Annotated in this window: 19 protein-coding genes; 6 read left to right on the plus strand and 13 right to left on the minus strand. The window is 65.3% G+C overall.

Annotated features, from left to right (window positions below):
* The first annotated feature begins 94 nt into the window (after positions 1–94).
* Complete coding sequence (locus ACWPMX_RS06180) at positions 95–2,806, plus strand: Rne/Rng family ribonuclease (protein WP_455699161.1); 2,712 nt, start codon at positions 95–97, stop codon at positions 2,804–2,806.
* 106 nt (positions 2,807–2,912) lie between these two features.
* Complete coding sequence (locus tag ACWPMX_RS06185) at positions 2,913–3,707, plus strand: NTP transferase domain-containing protein (protein WP_455699162.1); 795 nt, start codon at positions 2,913–2,915, stop codon at positions 3,705–3,707.
* Here ACWPMX_RS06185 and ACWPMX_RS06190 read toward each other — a convergent pair.
* From ACWPMX_RS06190 to ACWPMX_RS06200, 3 genes are all read right to left on the minus strand, one after another.
* Positions 3,683–4,375 (minus strand): hypothetical protein, encoded by a 693-nt coding sequence (locus tag ACWPMX_RS06190; RefSeq protein ID WP_455699163.1) that lies wholly within the window; start codon positions 4,373–4,375, stop codon positions 3,683–3,685. The two genes, ACWPMX_RS06185 and ACWPMX_RS06190, sit on opposite strands and share 25 nt — an antisense overlap.
* The gene (locus ACWPMX_RS06195; protein WP_455699164.1) at positions 4,372–5,112 is read right to left on the minus strand and encodes a methyltransferase family protein; all 741 of its coding nucleotides are present in this window, start codon (positions 5,110–5,112) and stop codon (positions 4,372–4,374) included. The genes ACWPMX_RS06190 and ACWPMX_RS06195 overlap by 4 nt, the downstream gene beginning before the upstream one ends.
* An 82-nt stretch (positions 5,113–5,194) precedes the next feature.
* Entirely contained in the window at positions 5,195–6,724 is a 1,530-nt protein-coding gene (locus ACWPMX_RS06200; protein WP_455699165.1) for a lipopolysaccharide biosynthesis protein, read from the minus strand.
* A gap of 141 nt (positions 6,725–6,865) precedes the next feature.
* Between ACWPMX_RS06200 and ACWPMX_RS06205 the strand changes: the two genes are divergently transcribed.
* The 4 genes from ACWPMX_RS06205 to ACWPMX_RS06220 all read left to right on the plus strand — a co-directional run bounded on the left by ACWPMX_RS06205 (position 6,866) and on the right by ACWPMX_RS06220 (position 9,986).
* Positions 6,866–7,648 carry a succinate dehydrogenase iron-sulfur subunit gene (locus ACWPMX_RS06205; RefSeq protein WP_455699166.1) on the plus strand — a complete coding sequence of 261 codons (783 nt, stop codon included), beginning with the start codon at positions 6,866–6,868 and terminating at the stop codon, positions 7,646–7,648.
* A 2-nt stretch (positions 7,649–7,650) separates the two neighbouring features.
* Positions 7,651–8,106 carry a PaaI family thioesterase gene (locus tag ACWPMX_RS06210; RefSeq protein ID WP_455699167.1) on the plus strand — a complete coding sequence of 152 codons (456 nt, stop codon included), beginning with the start codon at positions 7,651–7,653 and terminating at the stop codon, positions 8,104–8,106.
* Complete coding sequence (zapE, locus tag ACWPMX_RS06215) at positions 8,103–9,218, plus strand: cell division protein ZapE (protein WP_455699168.1); 1,116 nt, start codon at positions 8,103–8,105, stop codon at positions 9,216–9,218. Before ACWPMX_RS06210 ends, zapE begins: the two co-directional genes overlap by 4 nt.
* A gap of 69 nt (positions 9,219–9,287) precedes the next feature.
* Positions 9,288–9,986, plus strand: coding sequence for a pirin family protein (locus tag ACWPMX_RS06220; protein WP_455699169.1), 699 nt, complete (start codon positions 9,288–9,290; stop codon positions 9,984–9,986).
* Here ACWPMX_RS06220 and ACWPMX_RS06225 read toward each other — a convergent pair.
* From ACWPMX_RS06225 to ACWPMX_RS06270, 10 genes are read right to left on the minus strand one after another with little or no spacing between them, the layout of a single operon-like run.
* On the minus strand, positions 9,983–11,878 hold the full coding sequence (locus tag ACWPMX_RS06225) for an XrtA/PEP-CTERM system amidotransferase (protein WP_455699170.1): 1,896 nt from the start codon (positions 11,876–11,878) through the stop codon (positions 9,983–9,985). The two genes, ACWPMX_RS06220 and ACWPMX_RS06225, sit on opposite strands and share 4 nt — an antisense overlap.
* An 11-nt stretch (positions 11,879–11,889) precedes the next feature.
* A complete protein-coding gene (gene xrtA, locus ACWPMX_RS06230) occupies positions 11,890–12,882 on the minus strand; it encodes an exosortase A (protein ID WP_455699171.1) in 993 nt (330 codons plus the stop codon).
* Positions 12,872–14,095, minus strand: coding sequence for a TIGR03087 family PEP-CTERM/XrtA system glycosyltransferase (locus tag ACWPMX_RS06235; protein WP_455699172.1), 1,224 nt, complete (start codon positions 14,093–14,095; stop codon positions 12,872–12,874). The genes xrtA and ACWPMX_RS06235 overlap by 11 nt, the downstream gene beginning before the upstream one ends.
* Positions 14,095–15,153, minus strand: a complete 1,059-nt coding sequence (locus tag ACWPMX_RS06240) for a FemAB family XrtA/PEP-CTERM system-associated protein (protein ID WP_455699173.1) — start codon at positions 15,151–15,153, stop codon at positions 14,095–14,097. Before ACWPMX_RS06240 ends, ACWPMX_RS06235 begins: the two co-directional genes overlap by 1 nt.
* Complete coding sequence (locus ACWPMX_RS06245) at positions 15,150–16,040, minus strand: XrtA system polysaccharide deacetylase (RefSeq protein WP_455699174.1); 891 nt, start codon at positions 16,038–16,040, stop codon at positions 15,150–15,152. Before ACWPMX_RS06245 ends, ACWPMX_RS06240 begins: the two co-directional genes overlap by 4 nt.
* A gap of 16 nt (positions 16,041–16,056) precedes the next feature.
* Complete coding sequence (locus ACWPMX_RS06250) at positions 16,057–17,199, minus strand: XrtA/PEP-CTERM system-associated ATPase (protein WP_455699175.1); 1,143 nt, start codon at positions 17,197–17,199, stop codon at positions 16,057–16,059.
* Positions 17,200–17,221: 22 nt separating this feature from the next.
* Positions 17,222–18,844, minus strand: coding sequence for a preprotein translocase subunit YajC (locus tag ACWPMX_RS06255; RefSeq protein ID WP_455699176.1), 1,623 nt, complete (start codon positions 18,842–18,844; stop codon positions 17,222–17,224).
* A gap of 4 nt (positions 18,845–18,848) precedes the next feature.
* Positions 18,849–19,868, minus strand: a complete 1,020-nt coding sequence (locus ACWPMX_RS06260) for a capsular biosynthesis protein (protein ID WP_455699177.1) — start codon at positions 19,866–19,868, stop codon at positions 18,849–18,851.
* Between the two features lie 13 nt (positions 19,869–19,881).
* On the minus strand, positions 19,882–21,381 hold the full coding sequence (locus tag ACWPMX_RS06265; RefSeq protein WP_455699178.1) for an XrtA system polysaccharide chain length determinant: 1,500 nt from the start codon (positions 21,379–21,381) through the stop codon (positions 19,882–19,884).
* 13 nt (positions 21,382–21,394) lie between these two features.
* Entirely contained in the window at positions 21,395–22,039 is a 645-nt protein-coding gene (locus ACWPMX_RS06270) for an XrtA/PEP-CTERM system exopolysaccharide export protein (RefSeq protein WP_455699179.1), read from the minus strand.
* Positions 22,040–22,158 lie beyond the last annotated feature (119 nt).

A 22,158-nucleotide genomic window follows, 5' to 3' on the forward strand; every position in this document is an offset into this window, starting at 1 on the left:
CATTCATCCGACAGCGCTTCACCTACAGCTCGCGCGCCCAGCGCTTCGTCCGGTCGAGACCGGATCGCATCGGCGCGCGCACGGAGAATTACCAATGGCAACGCGCATGCTCATCGACGCGCGCCACCCGGAAGAAACCCGGGTTGCGGTACTACAGGGTAACCGGATCGAGGAATTCGACTTCGAATCTGCCGAACACAAGCAGATCAAGGGCAATATCTATCTGGCGAAAGTGACGCGGGTCGAACCGTCCCTGCAGGCGGCGTTCGTCGATTTCGGCGGCAACCGGCACGGTTTCCTCGCCTTCAGCGAGATCCACCCAGACTACTACCAGATTCCCAAGGAAGACCGTGAGCGCCTGCTCGCCGAGGAGGCCGAGGCCGCCGAGGAGGAGGCCAAGCTCCGCGCCGAAGAGGAAGAAGACGGCCACGCCCCCGGCGACGAATACGACGCCGAGGACGAAACTGGCGAATCCTTCGTCGAGGAAATCGCCGAAGACGGCGTCGAGGAAATCGACACATCAGAAAAGGATGAAGTCGCCACGATCGAGGGCGGCCAGGTCGACAACGGCGAGGACGACGAAGATCACGCCGACGAAGATGGCGAGCATGGCGAAGACGGCGACGATTCCCGCGCCCGCGGTCGCGGTCGTGGGCGTCGCCAGGGCAAAGGCGGCAAGGGTGGTCGCGGCAGCCGCGCCAAGGAAGTCGACGAGGTCCGCGCCAAGCGCCTCGCGCTCCGCCGTCGTTACAAGATTCAGGACGTCATCCAGCGTCGACAGGTCCTGCTCGTCCAGGTCGTGAAGGAAGAGCGCGGCAACAAAGGTGCCGCGCTGACCACCTATCTCAGCCTTGCGGGCCGTTACTGCGTGCTCATGCCGAACTCGAGCCATGGCGGCGGCATCAGCCGCAAGATCAGCTCGGCGTCGGATCGCAAGCGCCTCAAGGAAATCGTCAGCGATCTGTCGCTGCCGCGCTCGATGGGCATGATCGTCCGGACCGCTGGCCTCCAGCGTACCAAGCCGGAGATCAAGCGCGACTTCGACTACCTCGCCCGCCTGTGGGACGAGATTCGCGAGAATACGCTGAAATCGGTCGCCCCCGCCCTGATCCATTCGGATAGCGACCTCATCAAGCGCGCCATCCGCGACATCTACAACAAGGACATCGAAGAGGTCATCGTCGAGGGCGAAGTCGGCTACAAATCGGCAAAGGAGTTCATGAAGCTCCTGATGCCCAGCCACGCTCGCCGCGTGAAAGCCTACAGCGATCCGGTGCCGCTGTTTCAGCGCTACGGCGCTGAAGACCAGCTGCGTGCGATGTACGACCCGGTCGTTCAGCTGAAGAGCGGCGGCTACCTCGTGATCAACCCGACCGAGGCGCTCGTCTCGATCGACATCAACTCGGGCCGCTCCACCAAGGAACATGGGATCGAGGCGACCGCAGTCAGCACGAACCTCGAAGCGGCGCGCGAGATCGCCCGCCAGTTGCGCCTGCGCGATATGGCCGGCCTCGTCGTCATCGATTTCATCGACATGGAATATTCGTCGAATATCCGGAAGGTCGAGAAGGCGATGAAGGAGGCGCTGAAGAACGATCGCGCCCGCATCCAGGTCGGCCGCATTTCGGGCTTCGGCCTGATGGAAATGAGCCGCCAGCGCCTGCGCACCGGTGTGCTCGAGGCGACTACTCGCGAATGTCCGCACTGCGACGGCACCGGCCTCGTCCGCACCGCCTCATCGGCAGGCCTCTCGGCACTGCGCCTGATCGAGGACGAAGCGGCCAAGGGCAGGGGAACGCAGATCAACCTCTATGCCTCGACCGAGGCGGCTATCTACCTACTCAACGCCAAGCGCGGGGACCTTGCCGAGATCGAGGATCGCTATGGCGTGAACGTCGAAGTCCTGCCGGAAGGCGAGGAAGAGGGCGCCAAGATGCGCGTCGCGAGCAGTGGCCCCCGCCCCACCACGACGCCCAAGTTCGCCCCGATTGTCGAAGAGATCGACGACGAGCCGATCGAGGACGAATACGACGACTTCGAGGAAGAGGAAGCCGACGAGCGCGCGCCGCGCGAACGCCGCGACGGCGAAGACGACCGCGGCGGCCGCAAGCGGCGCCGTCGACGCGGCGGTCGTAATCGTCGCGATCGTGAAGAAGGCGAAGCTGCGCCTGGCGAAGATGCAAACGATGGCGGCGACGAAGACGCCGTCGGTGAGGAGCGCGAAGGTGCGCCTGTCGATGGAAACGATGAGGATCGTCCGAAAAAGCGTCGCCGCCGTGGCGGGCGTCGCAGGCGAGGTCGCGGTCGCGACGAAGGCGACGAAGCGGTAATGGGCGAGGAAGGCGAAGTGGTCGAAGAGGCTGTCGGCGAGCAGATCGCCGAGAGCATCGCAGTCGTGGCCGAGCCGGTCGAAGCGGCAGAGGTTCCCTCCGAGGAAGCGCCCAAGAAACGCACCCGACGCAAGAAGGCCGAAGTCGCGGAGCAGCCCGTTGAAGTCGAGGCGGTAGCCACTCCCGAGCCCGAAACGACTGCCGAGCCGGTCGCGGAGAGGCCCAAGCGGACGCGCAAGAAAAAGGTCGAAGCCGAGCCGGTTGTCGAAGTCGCCCCCGAGCCGGTCGCCGAGGAAGCCGCTCCTGCAGAGAAGCCGAAGCGGACACGCAAGAAGAAGGTCGATGCCGAAGTCGTGACTGCCGACCCCGCGCCCGCAACCGACTCGGTGGCGGACAACGACGCGAACGGGACCGACGAATCCGCGGAGTCAAAGTCCAAGCGCGGCGGGTGGTGGCAGCGCACCTTCGGCGAGTGACGAAACGCGAAGCCGTCGCCGGTTCACCGGCGCGTCACCGCCCCGGCGGCGGCTATCGCAATCCTCTCTGCACGATTCCGATCGGCAGCGTACACGGGGTCTGATCATGGCGCTGATGCCGATCACGACGGTCGTCCTCGCGGGCTCACGGCCCGGTTCCGATCCTTTGCTGGCTGGGACCGAACTCCCTAGCAAGGCACTCTTGCCGGTGGGCGGAAAGCCCATGCTTGCGCATGTTCTCGCCGCACTCGGTGGCGCCTCCGACACTGGGAAGACGATCGTCATCGCGCAGGACACTGCGCCATTGCAAACCGATCCCGCAATTAGCGAGGCGGGCCGCAATATCGAGTGGCGAGATTCGCCGGGGTCTATCGCCGATGCCATCCAGCGCACGCTGGGGGAGGCCGAAGGGCCGGTGTTCGTCACCACTGCCGACAACGTGCTGCTGACCGCGGCGATGGTCGACCAGTTTCTCGCCGATGCGGGCACGGCCGACGTCGCTGTGGGCCTCGTCGAGCGCAGCGCGGTGGCTTCAGCGGGCCATTCGACGGAGCGGACCTGGCTCAAGTTTCGCGGAGGGCAATGGTCGGGTGCGAACCTGTTTCGGCTCGGCGGGCCGCAAGTGCTGCCCCTGGTCGAATTCTGGCGAGCCCTCGAACAGGACCGCAAGAAGGGCATGAAGCTGATCGGAGCGTTCGGGCCCGGTTTGCTGCTCGGAGCGGCGCTACGCCTGATCGACATTCACACTTTCGCTGCACGCGTTGCCGATCGTTTCGGTCTCACCGCGAAGGTCGTGCCGATGGAAGCGGCCGAGGCCTGCATCGATGCCGACAAGCCGTCGGACATCCCGGTGATCGAGGCGATCCTCGCCGCGCGTCAGGCGAGCTCGTCGATCGCCTGATCGATCAGCTGCCGAGCGAGCGTTTTTTCTTCCGGATAGGGCATCGTCGCATCGATTTCGGCAATCGGCGCTCCTTCGAACGTGAGTTGCGGCGTTATCGCGATCTTGGCCTCGACCAGCTCACGACCATGCTCAGGCTTGCGCGCGAGCGCGGTGTCTGCATCGATGTTGAGCCGCAGGATCAGCGTGGGGCGATGCGCGACCATCTCCGAATAGAGACGCGCCTCGCGCGCCGCGAGCCAACGGACGAAGCCGCTCTCCGCACGAGCCATCGACAAACCTGGACCGTCGTAGAAGCCCGCCAGCTCGGTCTGGGGATAGCGATCGGTGATGACCATCACGCCGCGCCGGCGCAGCGCCATCATCGCATCGAAGCGCTTCTTGCGGCGGGTAGAAAACCAGAAGACCACGAGTGCGGTGACCGGACCGGGGATCTTGTCCCTGGGATCGCGAGTACGGCCTGCCTTCTTCTCGATCCGCGCGGCGACAAGCTTTCCGATAAGAGGCAGGCGCGCGATCCGGTGGCCGATCACACCCGAGCCCAGCCCGAGGTACACGTGCTCGGTCGGATGCTCCGTTGCAAACTCCGCGGCGAGGTCCGCCGCCAAAGTCGACTTGCCCGAACCGTCCGCACCGATGATCGCGATCAACGGCGCGAGGGAGGTCACCGCATATCCTTGTAGTATCCCACCCACGAACCGATCTCGGTCAGTGCGAACAGGACGGCAATCACTGCCCAGCCATAGAACACCCACATCCTGCTCGCCGGGATCGAGCCGAGGTCGAACCCGTAATAAGCGAACAGCGTCCCCGCGAGCGATGTCGTTAGCAGGAACACCTTCTGCCGCTCGCGCCAGATCATGCGCTTCCACCAGAAGTTGTACTTCGGTGCGACCCATCCGCGAAAGCGCGGGAACAGCGCGGGGACGTCCTTCGCCCAGTCGGCGTGCGCCTCCCCAAACTTGCCGCGCAGAAACTCTTCCTCGTAGATCGAAACGCGTTCGTAGATCAGCACCGAAAGCAGGAACACGACCGCCGCGAATGCCCAGCTTCCGCTGAGCATCGCCATGCCTGTGTAGTTTACGATCCGGCCGACATAGAGCGGGTTGCGCACCAGCGAATATGGACCCGTGGTGTTGAGCTCGGCCGCTTCGGCCGCAGCCTTCACGCGGCCCGAAGTGCCGAGGGCGGCCCAGCCACTCGTGAAGATACGGATGGCGGCACCGAGGCAAGCGACCGCGAAGCCGGCCGCGAACCAGGTGCGATCTGCCACGTCCGAAGCGAATGGGCCGAAGTCGCGATTGAACCACATGATGGCGATCGCACCGGCGATCGTCGCATAGATGTAGATGCCACGGATGACGAAGAGGGACTTTCCGCTGCGCGCCAGTTCGTGCTGATACATTGAAGGTTCCGTATGAGTGGCAGGCGCTGGCGCCCCGTGTGCGGTCGCCCACTAGACTATTTCGCCGGTTAGGAAAGTCTCGTTAAACCAGCTTGAGCGCGCGTCCGGTTTTCCCGAGGGCCTCGCGGTCGTGGAGCGGCAACGCAAATCGGCACGCAGTCCACGTCGCCGCCAGCATCAGCACGAGGGTCAGCGGGACCGAAACGAGGTCGGGCAAGAGGTTGCTGGCGAAAGCGATCGCCGCGAACACCGTAGACACAGTCACCGTCACGACGAACGTCCTGCCGAAATGATCGTTGAGCGGGGTCAGTCCCTCATCGAACCACATCTGGAAGACCGGCAGGACCGCGCCCGTACACAGGCCCGAGGTAACTGCGATGGCCATCCCGGTTAGGCCCCATTCGGGCAGCAGCAGGCGGCCGACGATCACCGCGACGACCATGCCGAGGATTGCTGCCACCAATTGTGCGCGGTAGCTCGAGATCACTTGCTGGATCGGCTGCGCAGCTCCGGCCAGCGCCTCGACGATGCGTGAGCCGACGAGGATCATGACCGCCGGGATGGCCGGGTTGGCCTCCTTCCCGAACAGCGACATGACCGCGGGAGATGCCGCAACAAGGACCAGGCCGGATGGCAGCGCCAGTGCGAACAGAACGCCGGTCGCGAAGCCATAGATCGATTGCACTTCGCTTCGCTCCCCGCGCGCGAGTGCCGAGGTCAGCGGCGAAAGAACGTAGGCAAATGCGAGCCGGATCGCCTGGATGAGGCTCGACACCTTGCGGGCGATCGTGAACAGGCCCGCGGCGACTGCTCCCGAAGTGCCCGGGAGGATCCAGTTCAGTGCGATCACCCCGCCGTCGCTGTAGAAACGCTGCGACAGGTTCGCCGGCATGATCGCGAGGCCGGCCCGTGCGGTCTCCCAGAAGATCGGTCCTTCGGCCTTGCCCTTGAGCAGGTCTTCCATGCTGAAGAAGCGAACGACGAGGCGCCCCGCAAGGATCGCCGTCATTGTCAGCGAAAGCAGGTGGGCTGCCAGCAGCCCAATGAAACCCCATCCGAGCAACCAGAAAATGCAGGCGAACAACAGGCGGATAAGCTGCTCCCAGAACACCCGCAGACGAATTTCCGGGCCGAACAGCCGTTGCGCTCGCAATGCCGAGGTGGCGATCTCGACGAAGGCCCACAGCGGCAGCGCCCAGGCGAAAATCTGGATCGCGGTCGACAGTCGCTCTTCGTCTTCGGGGGCGGCGTTGAAAAGGTGCGCGACCTGGTGAGAGAAGATCACAGCGACGATTGCGATTGCCAGGCATGGCAGGACACCGAGGATAAGCGCCGCGCGAAACGCGTGGGCCTGCTCGCGCCGGCTTGCGGCCTGCGGCACGGTTCGCTGCATCGCGCTCGTCATGCCGAGGTCGGCGAAGTTCTCGACCATGTTCACGATGCTCCACAGCACCGCATAGAGGCCGAATGATGCCAGCCCGTACATCCAGACGTACAGCGGCTGCGCGACCACTTCGATCACCCCGGCGAAGCGCGCAAGCGTCGACGTGCCGAGGTCTTTGGCGACCCGGCGATTGTCGATGATGTCGGGGGGATCGGTGGCGGCGCTCATTGGCTCGCGCGCCGTAAAGCGAAACGAGCACGAATGAAAGTATTGGTAACAGGCGTTGCAAATCTTTCATGGTCGCGCCCTTGCCCTCGGGCGGCCAGGCGCTAGAGAAGCGCCATTCGCTTGCCTGAGGATAGCGCACAGATGGCCACCTTCACCCTGCCGAAGAATTCGAAAATCAGCGGAAAGGGCCGTAGCCATCCGGCGAGCGGGGCTGCGCGCAAGAAGGCGTTCAAGATCTATCGCTTCGATCCCGACAGCGGAGAGAACCCGCGTTACGACACGTTCGAGATAGATCTCGACGACTGCGGGCCGATGGTTCTCGACGCGCTGATCAAGATCAAGAACGAGATCGATCCCACATTGACCTTCCGCCGCTCGTGCCGCGAAGGCATCTGCGGCAGTTGCGCCATGAACATGGACGGCAAGAACGGCCTTGCCTGCACGACCGCGATCGAGGACCTGAAGGGCGAGGTGCGCATCACCCCCCTCCCCGCGATGCAGGTCATCAAGGACCTCGTGCCCGACTTCACGCATTTCTACGCGCAATACGCCAGCATTCGCCCGTGGTTGCAGACGGTCAGCCCGACACCGAGTGGCAAGGAGCGGCTGCAGAGCCCAGAGCAGCGCGAGAAACTCGACGGATTGTACGAGTGCATCCTGTGCGCATGCTGCTCGACCGCCTGCCCGAGCTATTGGTGGAACAGCGACAAGTTCCTCGGCCCGGCAATCCTTCTGCAAGCCTATCGCTGGCTCGCCGACAGTCGCGACGAGATGACCGGTGAGCGGCTAGACGCGCTCGAGGACCCGTTCCGGCTCTATCGTTGCCACACGATCATGAACTGCTCGAACGTGTGCCCCAAGGGACTGAGCCCGGCGCGCGCGATTGCCGAGATCAAGAAACTGCAGGTCGAAAAGCACGGCTGATCGTGGACGGCGAAAGCCCGGCCTTCGAATACCGCGAACTGCCCGACCATCCCGGTTGGAGCACGTGGCAGCTGCGTGACAAGACGCGCTTCAACGCGGTCGTGCTGGGCGAGATGATGGTTCGCGTCGAAGGCGACAAATGTCGCCTGCGCATGTTTCCCGAGCGCAAGCACACCAACCTGCAGGACATGATCCACGGAGCGATCACCCTGTCCTTGATCGACGTATCGATGTTCGCTGCCATGCGCACCCTGACGGGCGGCGATGCGGGACCTGCTGTCACGCTCGAATTGTCGACACAGTTCATCGGCGCGGGAAAACCCGAGGAGCCGCTCGACGCCGTGGTCGAGGTCCTGCGGGAAACAGGCCGCATGATCTTCATGCGCGGCGAGATCGTTCAGCAGGACCATCTGGTGGCAGCATTCTCCGGACTGATCCGCAAAGCCAATCGCCGATGAGCGGCTTGCTCGCGCGTTACGACGCGCTGGTGGAGGCGGGCGAACTCAGGCCCGACCCGGACCAGCGAAGCGCTGCGGAAGCGCTCGCCCGATTGCAGCAAATACTCCAGCAGGAACCCGATAATGGGCTGCTCGGCCGCATTTTCAATCGCAAGCGCGAGACACCCCGCGGCATCTATCTGTGGGGCGGCGTCGGTCGCGGCAAGTCGATGCTCATGGACCTGTTCGTCGACACCCTCGCCATCCCCGAGAAGACTCGCACGCATTTTCATGCATTCATGCTCAGCGTCGATGGGATGATCCGCGAAGAGCGGGCCAAGGAGGCGGGGGATCCGATCAAACCGGTCGCCGCACGGATCGCCGAGGGTGCGCGCTGCCTCGCCTTCGACGAGATGGTGGTCACGAACACCGCCGATGCGGCCATCATGGCCCGGCTCTTTACCGCGCTCATCGTTGATGAGGGCGTGACAGTCGTCACCACCAGCAACCGCCCGCCCCGCGACCTTTACAAGGACGGCCTCAACCGCTCGCTGTTTCTGCCCTTCCTCGACCTGATCGAGACGCGGCTCGATGTCCTCACGCTCGATGGCCCGGTCGATTACCGGCTCGACCGACTGGCCGGGATCGCAACCTGGCACAGCCCGCTTGGCGACGCTGCCACGGCGCAAGTCCGCGAGGCGTTCTTCCGCCTCACCGATTACAAGCCCGAAGATGCGGCGCACGTCCCAAGTGCCGAACTCGACCTTGGCGGTGGACGCACCCTCCATGTCCCGAAAAGCCTCAAAGGCGTCGCCGTATTCAGTTTCAAGCGGCTTTGCGGCGAAAATCGCGGCGCGGCCGATTACCTCGCCATCGCGCAGACCTATCACACGGTAATCGTCGTCGGCGTGCCCATCATGGGGCCGGAAAACCGCAACGAGGCACTCCGCTTCACCAAGCTGATCGACGCGCTCTACGAACATAGCGTCAAGCTGTTCGTGACCGCCGCGGCCGAACCCGACGCGCTCTATCCGAGCGGCGAGGGCAGCTTCGAATTCGCCCGTACCGTCAGCCGGCTGGAGGAAATGCGCAGCGCCGACTACATGGCCCACGGGCACGGAGTGGAGGGTTGAACGCCCGCCGGGCTCTCACCACATAGCGATCATTCCGGCGGCAACTCCCCGCCGAGGTGGACTACCCCGATGATCGATATCCGACCGCAGGGCAGCCTTGCGCACCGCAATCACGGCTGGCTCGACACCCGCTTCCATTTCAGCTTTGCCGACTATCACGACCCCGACCGTATGGGCTGGGGCGCGTTGCGCGTGTGGAACGACGACCATATCGACGCCAAGAGCGGCTTTCCGCCGCACCCCCACCGCGACATGGAGATCGTCACCTTCGTGCATTCGGGTGCGATCAGCCATCAGGATTCGCTCGGCAATCGGGGCCGCACCGTGGCGGGCGACGTCCAGGTGATGAGCGCCGGGACCGGCATCACTCACGCCGAATACAATCTCGAGGACGAGGCGACGACGCTGTTCCAGCTGTGGATCATTCCCGACCGCACCGGCGAGCAACCGAGCTGGGGCACGCGGGAATTCCCACGCGACAGCCGCGCCGGGGACTGGGTCGTACTCGCGAGCGGCGACCCGGAAGGCGATGCAGCGCTGTCGATCCGGGCCGATGCGAAAGTCCTCGCCGCGACCCTCAAGGCGGGCGACCGGGTCAGCTATCCCGTCGATCCGTCACGCCACCAGTACCTCGTGGCGGTCGACGGTCGCTACCGGGTGAACGGGCAGGACGCATCGGCGCGAGACGGGGTCGCCATCACCGGCGAGACCAGCATCGATGTGGAGGCGATCGACGACGCCGAACTCGTGCTGGTCGATAGCCGCTAGGCGATCCGCAAGGCCGTTAGCGAGCGGTCGAGCATCAGCAATTGCCACAAGAACCGTGAATGGTCGGAGCGCCCTGAAATGTGCGCTTCGGCCATCGCGGCGACCTTGTTCGCATCGAACCACCCGGTCCGCGCCAGCGTCGCACCGCGGGCGATCGCGCGTGCCTCGACCGCCAGTGGCCCGCGCAACCACTGCGCGATGGGCGTGACGAAACCCTGCTTTGGCCGATAGAGCACGTCTTTGGGCAGATGGCGCTCCATCGCGTGTTTGAGCAGCCACTTGCCCTGCCCGCCCTTGATCCGCAACCGCTCCGGCAGGCTCGCGGCGAACTCGATCAGGCGATGGTCGAGCAGCGGCTCGCGCGCTTCCAGGCTCACGGCCATGCTCGTGCGGTCGACCTTCGTCAGAATGTCGCCCGGTAGCCAGAACTTGAGGTCGGCATACTGCGCACGATCGAGACCAGACCGGGCCGGGGCGGCACGCATGAGGTCTATCAAAGGCTGCTCGGCCCGGTATTCGCCCAGCTCGCGCGTCAGGGCGGGCGAATAGAGCGCCGCGCGGAGCTCGGGTGCTGTCACCGACAGCGCGCGGGTATAGCCCTCCTCGCCGCTGGCCGCGAGCGACTGGAACGTCGTCTTGGCGCGGAACGCCTGCGGGGCCCAGTCGGCCTTGGGCCAAAGCCAGCCGAGAGCGCCGAAGGCTGGCTTTCGCAATCCTGAGGGGAGGATCCCTCTCGCCCGCTCCTCGGCCGAATGGAATTTGTGCCTCCGATACCCGGCGAACGCCTCGTCCGCCCCATCGCCCGAGAGCGCCACGGTGACCGTCTCGCGAGCGAGCTGGCAAACCCGCCACGTGGGCAAGGCGGAGGCATCGGCGAATGGCTCGTCGAACATCGCGGCCAAATTGTCGATGTGCGCAAAATCGTCGCTGGCGACGATCCGTTCGCGATGGTCGGTGGCGAACCGCTCAGCGACATCGCGGGCGTAGCTCGTTTCGTCGAGGGCTGCCTCGTCGAACCCGATCGAGCAGGTTCGCACGGGTTCGCGGCTCGCTTCGGCCATCATCGCCACCACGCTGGAACTGTCGACGCCGCCCGAGAGAAAGGCGCCGAGCGGCACGTCCGCGACCATTCGGCTCGTCACCGCTTCCCGCAGGCGGAACAGAAGCTCGGCCTCAAGGTCGGCAGGTTTTTCCTGGCGGCGCTCTGCAAAGCTGACGTCCCACCATCGGATCGGCGCGGCGGGAGAGGCATCGTGCCTGAGCAGCCGATAGTGTCCCGCGGGAAGCTTCTCGACCCCGCGCAGGATCGACCGGTGATCGGGCACATAGCCCCAGGCAAGGTAATCCTCGATCGCCAGCGGATCGACCTCGCGGCGCAGCAGCGGATGCGCGAGCAGGCCTTTCAATTCGGACGCGAAGGCCAGGCTTCCGTCACTCAGCATGGCAGTGAACAAAGGCTTCACGCCGAGACGGTCGCGGGCGAGGAACAGGGTGCGCTGATTGAGGTCGTATAGTGCGAAGGCAAACATGCCGTGCAGTCGCGAAAGGCAGTCCGGCCCCCATTTCTGCCATGCGGCGAGAATGGTCTCGCTGTCGCCGTCGGTGAGGAAGGTAACGCCTTGACCTTCGAGCTCGCGGCGCAATTCGCGGAAGTTGTAGATCTCGCCGTTGAACACGAGCATCGCCCGCCCGTCGGCCGCCGCCATCGGCTGCGGCGACCCGGCGAGGTCGATGATCGACAGGCGGCGATGGCCAAGGCCCACGCCCGGCGCGGTCCAGACACCGCTACCGTCGGGTCCCCGATGCACCATGGCGTCGCCCATCGCGGCGATCCGCGCGGGATCGACCGGTTTGGGCGTGCCACAATGGAATATTCCGGCGATCCCGCACATCTGCAGCGTGCCTAGACGAGCGCGGCGAGCGCGGCAAAGGCGATTACCAACCCCGCGATCGCGAGTAGCGCTCGATCGGGCGTGGTCGAATACCGCTCGAGGGCGGTTATCGGATGGACCGACGCTTCCTCCGCCGTAAGGCCCGCCTCCGCCGGTTCGCGATCGAGCCAACGCCACGATGCCGCGATCACCACCGCGATCACGATCGCGAAGAAGACCCAGCCATATACGATGTGGTCGAAGCCGCCCGCGCGCTCGATGCCGATTAACTGCGCCACATAGATTGTTCCCCACGCGCGCACACCGTTGGCCAGGATCGAAAGGATGGCAGCCGCTGCTACCAGCGCGATGCGCGGCCGCCAGCGTGTGAAGCCGGTCCATCCGAGTAGGACGGTGAACGCCACCATGGCGATCAAGAATTTCACGCCCGAGCACTCCTCGGCCACGACGAACCGGCCCGCCGGGGTGTCGATGAAGAGGCCGTCGATCACTGCCGGCACTCCGCTCGCGTGTGTGAGAGCGATCGTCAGGCTCGCCGTCACCTGTTGCAGGGCCGGGATGAGCTCGTCGCCGAAGGGGACAAGGAAACAGAGATAGGCCAGCGGAAACGCGACAATGAGCGCGATGCGGATGCCGAGAACGGCCAGGAACGCGCCTTGGAACGCGAGGATTACCCCCGCCTGCGCGAACAGGTTGATCTCGGTGCCACGTCCGACGAGCCAAAGGGAGAGGCCAAACAGCACGAAAAGATGCCCGGGAATCCACGCCCTGGGCGTCGTCTTCGCAAGCTCGCCCTGGCGCAACCAGACCAGCCAGGCGACGATGACGGGAACGAGAAGCACGTGATTGTAGGTATCGATATCCCACCACTGATGGGCCATCTCGCGCCATTCGGCGAAAGTCAGCGCAGCCAGAGCAAGCCCCGCTGCGACGAGGCGGATAATCGCCGTGGACCAGGCCGAACCCGCTTGGCGAACTGCGGGCGACAGCGCGTCAGGCAGCATCGCGCGTCTTCTCGCCCCGTCCCATGATGGCGGCGAGCGGAGCGAGTGCAGCATCCCAACCCTTATGCGCTATCACGAAGCGCCGCGCCGCAGCGCCCATGTTCATCGCCCGGGCGCCATCCGACAGGAGTTCAAGCGCTGCGGTGGTTAGGGAGGCATCGTCGGCCCCGATCGCAAAATGGACACCATCGATGCCCTCGATACCCGTTGCCGCTTCGGGCGAAAGGACCACCGGGCGTGCCATCGCCATGGCTTCGAGCACCTTGTTCTGGACCCCGCGCGCGATGGCCAACGGAGCAAGGACGAGGTCGGCCACGGCAAGGAACGGCCGCACATCGGGCACTTCCCCCCACACCCGCGTACCGTTGCGGTCTTCGAGCGCCAGTACCTCCGCCGTCGGCGCGCGCCCCACGACATGGAATCGTGCTGTGGGAAAGCGTTCGCGCAAGCCCGGCATGATCGCGGTGGCCGCCCGCTTCACCGCCGCGACGTTGGGAGGATAGTCCATCTGGCCGGTGAACACGATGTGCGGCCCCGGCTCGGCAAGAAGCGCCGGATGCGGATCGATGGCCTGCGGATCGAACGTTCGCGTGTCGATGCCATTGCCGAGAGCGCGAATGTCTTCGCCATTAGAGAATTGGCGCGAGCGCAGCAGATCGGCCTCGGTCTCGCTGACGAGTAAAGTCGTATTGGCGCGTGCGACCAGTCTTGCCTCTTCGCTGGCAAGGAGGCGGGCCTCACGGGCGTAGAGACAGCTTCGAGGGCCCAGTGATTCCTGCGCATAGGATTCGAACTTCGCCGAATCGACGTCGCACAGGTCGATCACAACCCGCCCCTCGAAGGAGGCAGGCACATATTGGCCCATCTGGCCCGAGAACACGAAGATCGTATCGATCGGACGTTCGGCGATCAGGCGCGCGATCCATTCGTGCAGTTCGCCCACGCTGAAAGCCGTGAGGCTGACCGGCTTCCCGCTTGAAAGGGCTCGAATACCCGGGCGCGCAAGACCTAGCGGTCGCGTAGCCAGGCAATGGCTCTGGCACATTGCTCCCAACGCGGACTCTGCTGCGCGGTCCGCATCGGTCTCTGCGAGCGTCGCAACGTGGACCGGACCGAGCGCAGCAAGCGCCCTCAGGAGATTGTGCGAGCGGATCTTGTCGCCGCGGTCAGGCGGAAATGGGATCCGGTGCGCGATGAACAGCGTCTCGCCCATCAGGCGAGACCGCGCGCGATAACCGGACCGAGCCGATTGGCGATGGTTAGCGGTAGACGCTTCCAGGCATCGATCCGGGCTGAGTGTTCGTCGCTCGTAGGATCGACGTTGCGGCCTTTCGCTCCGGGCGCAGTCCATGTTGCGTACGCCAGCGCGGTCGGCTCGAAACCCCAGTTCTTCTTGTAGCTGAATGCGCCGCTGCCGACTTTCGAACGTCCGAAATCGAAAGTGGTACAGCCACGCTCCCGCGCATGGCGCATGAGTTCGAAATACATCCGCTCGTTCGCGCGCGTGGACCGCGCCGCGAAGGTGCCGCCACCCCAATACGGCATGGCCGCGCCTGCGTGATACAGGCTCAGCACCGACGCGATCGGCTCGCCGCCGAGCCGCAATGTGAGAATGTCTGCATCGAAAGTGTCGAGCACCGCGTCGAACAGCGCTCGCGGGAAGACCGGCGTGCCCAGGTTGCGGACGCTCTCGGAATAGACCGTGTAATGCGCAGCGCGGTCTACCACCGAGTTGCCAACCTCGACGGTGAAGTCCCGCTCGAGGCCCTTGCGCACCTCCGCCCGTTGCTTGCGCGGGATGGCAAGCAATTGGGCTTCATCGTCACCGCACAAAGGGGCCGAAAAGTTGGCGTGGCTGTCGGTGCGTACGGGCCATCCGGTCGGATGAGCGCCGCCGCGCAATTCGACCGAGGCGCACGATCGGCGGGCGGCGAGTTCAGCCGCTGCATCGCAAAGCCGTTCCGCAGTGTTTTCTCGCTCGGCAAGCACCCCTCCGCCCACCGCGAATCCGCTCGATACCAGCGTGCGGGGGAACAGGGGTGAATGCACTTCGGTCAGCGGCAGCCAACCTGTAATCGACCCGGCGCGCTCTGCGATCAGTCCTGTCGCGACTTGCCCGGTTCCCGCCTGCACCGCCAGTAACCATGCGGGGCGATGAAACGGCGTCCCGCACTGTTCATCTACGAACGCCCCGATCCGCGCGAACTCGTTGGGATCACGCAGATCGGCAAGCGCGATTGTTTCGGCAGAAAGACGGAACGGAGCATTCACGCCGCCAAGTCCGTCGCCAGGGCCGCCTCACGCTGCACAATCACGTCCATCCGGTCCCACGCGAATTCGCGGACCAGCGCGCGCAGCTTGTCGGCCATGCGGTCGAGATTGGTGTAATGGCGCAGCTTGGAGCGGACCGGAGCGTCGGCGACCCGCGGCTGCTCGGGGTCGATTTCCCAAGGGTGGAAATAGAACACCGCGGGTCGAAGGTCCTGCCGGTTGACCTGGCGGATAGCCCAGCGGCTGAAGGCATAGGGCAGCACCCGGAAGAACCCGCCTCCGCCCGCCGCCACGCGTCGCCCGCCGAGGATGGCGGTGGTCACGGGGACCTCGACGAGAGGGTGGTCTGGCAGCGGATTGAACGCGAACCGCGGTGCTTCGCGCCATCCGTAATGATCGTGCGCGACCGGCGCGACCGACGAGCTGTAGGAATAGCCTTGCTCGGCGAGTTCCAAGTAAGCCCACGGCGTGCGCTGGTCGATGGAGAAGCTCGGCGCGCGGTAACCGGTCACTTGCACGCCCGACACATCCTCCAGTACGCGCTGCGCCCGCGCGATGTCCGCGCCGAAGCTCGCCCGATCGAGCGTGTGGACGCGCGCATGGTCCCACCCGTGGCTGGCGATCTCATGACCTGCGTCCGCGATCCGTCGGATCAGCGTGCCGTTGCGTTGGGCAACCCAGCCAAGCGTGAAGAACGTTGCTTTGACGTCGGCTTCGGCGAACAGGTCGAGGATGCGCAGGACGTTGTCCGCTACCCGCAGCGGCAAGCCGTCCCACGCGTCGCGCGCGATCACCTTTTCGAACGCGCCGACCTGAAACCAGTCTTCGACGTCGACCGAGAGGCCGTTGACGACCCTCTTGCAGGAAGAGGCAGGATGCACTGCCATCGCGGCATTCTTTCCCTCAGGCCGCCGCGCGTGGTTCGTCGGCTTCGAACCAGTCGATTAGCAATGTCAGCACGGTGCGCACCGCCTCGTCCTGTTCGCTGACCCGCGCTTCGAGCAATGCGACGCGGTCCTGCCAGTCGCGGGCCATTTCCATCGACGGCGGAGCGGCTGCCGTCAGGTCGGCAATTGCACTGCGCAGATCTGCGATCTGGGCGTCGCGTTCGGCAAGCAGGTCCTCGATTTCGGCGCGAGGCCCATGAGGAGCGACGAAGGCGTGCTTGATCGGACCCGGTGCAGGAGCGACATCGATACGCGGAAGCGGCTTCGGCGCGGCGATCGGGAAAGTGTTCTCGCTCGCCATCTCCTTGCGGATGGACGAGAGCATCTCGGCATCGAGCCGGGTGCGCTGTTCGACCGCGCCTAGAAGGAGCAGGCGGCTCATCATCTGGTTGACACGGCGGGGGATGCCGCCGGTCGCCTCGTACAGTTCGGCGAAGACGCGTTGGTCGAAGCCGGGATTTCCCTGCCAGCCCACGCAGCGCAGGCGGTGAGTCACGTATGGCTCCACTTCATCGCGCTCCATCGCCTCGAGGTGGTGCGCCGCGATCACGCGCTGGCGGAGTTGTTCGAGCTGGTCGTGTTCGGCGAGCACCTGCTTGAACTCGGGCTGGCCGAGCAGCAGCGTCTGGAGCAGCGGGTGCGCGCCGAGTTGGAAGTTCGAGAGCATCCGCAGTTCCTCGAGCGCCGCGACGCTGAGGTTCTGCGATTCGTCGACCACCAGCAGGCAGCGGCGACCGGCGCGGGCCTCGTCCTGCAGGAACGCCTCGATCGCGCCCAGCGCGGCCGCCTTGTCGTGGCCGTCGACTTCGATGCCGAAGCATTGCGCCGCGACGTGGACCATCTCCTCGCCGTCGAGGCTGCTGGTCACGATCTGGCCGACCGTGAGCTGGCTCGGGTCGATCTTGCGCATCAGGTGCGCCACGAGGGTCGATTTACCCGCCCCCACCTCTCCGGTGATGACGATGAAGCCCTCGCCCTGCGCCAGGCCATAGCCGAGATAGCTCAACGCCTTGCGGTGCGTCGCGCTCTCGAAATAGAAGCTGGGGTCCGGCGTCAGCTGGAAGGGGCGTCCGGTCAGACCGTAGAAATCGTCGAACATCGTGGGTCTCTCGTTCCGTTCGTCAGAAGTCGTAGCGCAAGCCGAGCAGCGCCGCGGCGGAGGCGACATCCTGGCCCGCTTCGCCGTCGAGTTTGTCGAGGCTGACCGCTGCATTTGCGGACAACCCTTCGATGAGGTAGCGGCGATAGGCAGCCGCTGCGCCGAGGACGGTCGCATCGCCGGCCCCGGGAAATCCGCTCGTCAGCCACTGCACCCTAGAGTTCACCGTGAAGGAATCGCGCGCGCTGAGCTGCCCGGACACGTAGCTGGCAAGCCAGTAGTTCTCGTCGATCACCCCGTTCGCCGCCGTGAGCACGGTTCCGGGGCCCCCGATGAACTTGCGCCGGTCGTACCCCACGCCAACGCCGCCGGAGAGGCGGCCAAGCGTCTTGGAATAGCTGAGCGACACGCCCCGGCCGCGGAACACCGCCGATCGCACCGAGCCGAGCACGCCGGTCAGGCAGTTGCCACCCTGCTCGCTCGAGACGCAGCCGTCGAGATCGCCTGTCACCGGATTTCGGATCGCGGCAAAATCGGTCGGCAGCGCGATGAGCGCGTTGGTCAATTGACCGCCGAACCCGCTGATCCCGTCATAGACTGACAGGTTTACCGAACTGCGGCTGTCGGGTGCCCAGGCGAAGCTGCCGTAATAGGTCGTCGAATCGTATCGCTTGCCGACATGCGCCTCAGCGGCCGTGCGGGTCGACGGGCGCCAGACCACGCCGACATCCCAGATCAGGCCCGAGGCGTCGTAGGAGATCTGGCGCGGCGAGGAGGTGTCGGTGGCGAAGCGGCCATCGCTCCCGATCGCGGGATTGCCCGCCGCATCGCGCACGGCGTCGCGGTTCGAGACCTCGACGTCTTCCCAGCCCACTCCGGCGACGGCGGCAAGGCTCGGTCCGAGCGGCACCGTCACATCGGCGCGAACGTGCATGTCGCGGACCCGCGAATCGAGGTTGGTCGTGTCTTCCTGGTAGAAGCCGCCGCCCGCTCCCACGCCGATCGGCAAAGGTGCGCCGGGGCGCAGACCAACATGTGCGCCTGCGCGCTGGACCACGCTTTCGTCGAACAGGTCGACCGGGCTTCCCCCCGGCGCTGCCACTACGGCATCGGGAGCGTCGAACCGGGTGTAGCCGATGCGATAGTTTGCGTTGACCTCTGCGTCCCCAACGCTCGTATGCACACTGGGCCCCGCGTAGGCGGAATAGATACGGCTTTCGTTGTCGGTCGGACGGGGAGCGGTCCCGCTCGCGCCGCCGTTGCTTTCCACCCGACTGCGGGTTGCCAGCGCCCCTGCCTCGACGGTCAGGGCCTGCGGGACGACCGTCGCATAGCCGCGCGCAATGCCGCTGACGGTCGAGATGTCGATAACCGTGTCGTCGTAGCCGATGGTTCGCTCGTAGCGGATCGATGCCGAGGCGCCGTTGTTGCGGCCCTGCACGCCGACGTCCACGCCGGCGGCGACCTGGCTGTAGGTGACCGTGTCGTCGCCCGGTGCAATCTCGGCAGCCAAGACCTGGCTGGCCTCAATGTACGGGGCCACGCGCACGACCTTGCGCGAGTCGGCGCGATCCTCGTCCCGCGCCTGCACCGGAACGGCGATTGCCGCGATCGAACACAGCAAGAGGATCGAATGGCGAGTCATGCGATCAGCTTTCGTATCCGTAGTACGAGCCGAAGCGGCGACCGCTCGGACTGAAGTTGGCTGCGTTGAGCAGCAGCTTGATGTCCGGGCAGGCACCCAGCAGGTGCACGGCATCCTCCAGCGCGCTGCGACCGGTCTTGTCGGCCCGCGCAACGAGAAGCGCCTGGCCCACGTGCTTGGCGAGTTCCGCGGCGGGAGAGGCGGCCAACACGGGCGGGCTGTCGAACACGATCATCCGCGACGGCGCACCCCGTGTCAGCCTTTCGAACAGTTCGGCAGTGCGCGCGCTCGACAGGAATTCACTGTCCGAAGCGCTCTGGCTGCCGGCGGGAAGCACGAACAGGCCGGGAATGTCGGTCGCGACCACGAGGTCCTCGACCTTGATCGACGGGTCGGCCAGCGCGTCCATCAGGCCGGCCGACTTGGGGAGGCCCAGCGTCGAGAGGACCGATGGTTTGGCGATGTCCGCGTCGACGAGCAGCACTTCGCCGTCCCGTTCCCCTGCCATCGCGATGGCCAGGTTGGTGGCGCAGAACGTTTTGCCCTCGCCCGGATGCGGCGAGCAGACCAGCACGCGCCGCGCGGCCGCGACGCCAGCATCTTGTGCCGCCGCAATGACCTGGCGCTTCACGATACGGAATTCCTCGAGCAGCGCGGTCGCGCCCGCCTCAGGGACGATCATGCCGCGCGCCTGCAGGTGCTCGCGATCGATCGAGCGGCGCACCCCGTTGAACCGGACGGGCGCGTCGATGGTCTCCGCGCGCACGACAACGCGAGGTGACTGTACGGTAGGAACCGCCGCTTCGCTCGGCTGCGACGATGGAACCGGCGCCGATTCGGATGAAGCTTCGGGGCGCGGCGCGGGTTTGGCGCGCTTCATCGGCGGATCATCTAGGCGCGCGGGCATCCGGGCGGGACGAAACGGATCGAGCGCGAAGGTGCCGCTGGCGCGTTCGAGCAACGACCGTTCGGTCGGTTCGTTCTCACCTTCGTCGGGCAGCGGGATCTTGGTGTGCTCGGTCATCGCTCCAGCCCCTTCACGCAACCATTCCGCGCTGGACGAACTCGATCCCTAGCAGCACGACGAACAGCCCGGCGAGCGATGCGCCGCCGGCGTAGAACAGCTGCATGCGCTTGGCGCGAACGGCCTTGGCGCTTTCGCTCAGCGTTTCCGAAATCGTGCCCAAAACCGGCAGCTCGAGTGCCTTTTCGAGGCCAGAAGCGGTCGCAAAGGTCGAACGCAGCTGGGTGACACCGAATGCCGCGCCCACTCCCGCCGCGATGCCTGCGACCAGGACGCCGAACAGAAGCAGCGGCCGGTTGGGCGACGCGGGCTGGCGCGGCGTGGTCGGCGGATCGACCACATCGAACTTGAAGCTCGACCGCTCGCTTTCGACCTGCCCGCGAAGGCGCATCTCTTCGCGGTTCTGCAGGAGCTCGTCGTATTTCTTCTTCAGCACTTCGTAGTCGCGGCTGATCCGGTTCGCCTCGGCCGACACCGTAGGCTCGCTGGCCTGGTCCGCCATCGCACCGCTGATCTCGGACTGAAGCGCCGCCTTGCGCGCCATCAGCGCCGACACGTTGGCTTCGCGCTCGGCCTTGATCGATACGAGCGAACTGTAGGCCGGGTTGGGCGTGCCCGCCACCGCGCCGCCGCCACTGCGCTGTAGCAGTGCGATCTGGCGCTTGATCGCAGCGACATCTGGGTGACTGTCGGTCAGTCCCCGAGATTGCATCCCTGCGAGCTGCGCCTGCGCCTGTCCCAGCGCACTTCCGTCGCCACTGCCTGCAATGCTTCGCGGCGTACCGGCAAGCTGGCCGCTTATCGCCGCGAGCGCGCTCTGCGCTGCCGCGAGATCAGCTTCGACCCCGCGTAGTTCCTGCCGCGTACCGGACAGTCGCCCGGCGATGGCAAGGGAGCCGCCAACCAGTTCGGGATGCTCGGCCTCGAACTGCGAGAGCTTGCCTTCCGCCGCCTCCAGCTCGGCCTTACGCTGGTCGAGCTGCTGGTCGAGGAACACCACCGTTTCCGCAACCTCGCCGCGATTCCCGGCGATGTTCTCTTCGCGGAAGATGTCGATCAGTTTCTGGACGACGTCCTGCGACAGCCTGGCGTTTTCAGAATCCGCCAGCCTGCGGTTGCCGATCTTCGCGGTGATCGTGAAGATGTTGTCCTCGAGGCTCTCGACCTTGACGTCCTCCATCAGGGTCGCGACGGCCTTTTCCATCTCGCGCTGGCTCGCGATGCCCTTGCCGAGGTCGGTGCTGCGCACGACCTTTTCGAGGTTTACCGCACCCGCCAGCGTCTTCTTGACCCGCTGGATCTCGTCCTCGCCGCCGTTGGCGATCTTGAGCTGGTCCGACAGAACGTCGTCGAGTTCGACGTAGATGCGCGCCTTCGATTCGTAGGCGTTGGGGATCATCGCCACGGCGATCCAACCGACAAGACAGATGCCCCACGCGACTCCGAGCACAAGCCAGCGTCGGGCCCATGCCGAATAGGCGGCTGAGCGCAATTCGTCGAAGACCTCGTTCATCGCCGGATGGTCCTCAGAACATGCTTTCAGGAATGATGATCACGTCGCCCGGCTGGAGCATGACGTTGGCTTCGCTCTCGCCACGCTTGAGCAGGTCGCCGAGCCGCAGGCCGTATTCGCGTTGGCGCCCGGCCTGCTTCTCGAAGCGGATAAGCTTTGCCTTGTTGCCGGCCGCGAATTCGCTGAGTCCGCCAACTGCGATCATCGCATCCAGCACGGTCATGTTCGCGCGATAGGGAATGCTGGCGGGCTTCTCGGTCGCGCCGATGATCCGCACCTGCTGGCTGAAGGTGCCCGCGAAGTTGGTCACGATCACGCTGACCAGCGGCTCCTCGATATATTGCGAAAGCTGAAGCCGGATGTCTTCAGACAGCATGGCGGGCGTCTTGCCGACCGCAGGCATGTCGCTGACAAGCGGCGTGGTGATGCGGCCGTCGGGACGGACCTGGATCTTTTCGGCCGAAAGTTCGGGATTGCGCCAGACGCTGATGGTCAGTTCGTCGAGCGGGCCGATGACGTAGTCTTCGCCCGGCCCTTCCTGCATCGCGACGAATGAGGCGGGCGCAAGCTGCTCGCCGCCGCTGGTCGCGCAGCCGCCGAGAGCCAGCGCTGCAAGCGCGAGGATCGCGAAGGGACGGAAGTGGCGGCGGTCGGGCATCGATGCATCCTTGCGTGTCGTGCGTCGATGCGATGCGTGACCCGGGAGCGACCCGGCGCACCGCACAGGCGCGGGTACCGGAGGGCTGTCTCGCCGAAATTGGTGAACATACTGTTAGG

This window comes from Tsuneonella sp. HG094, from assembly GCF_053819285.1.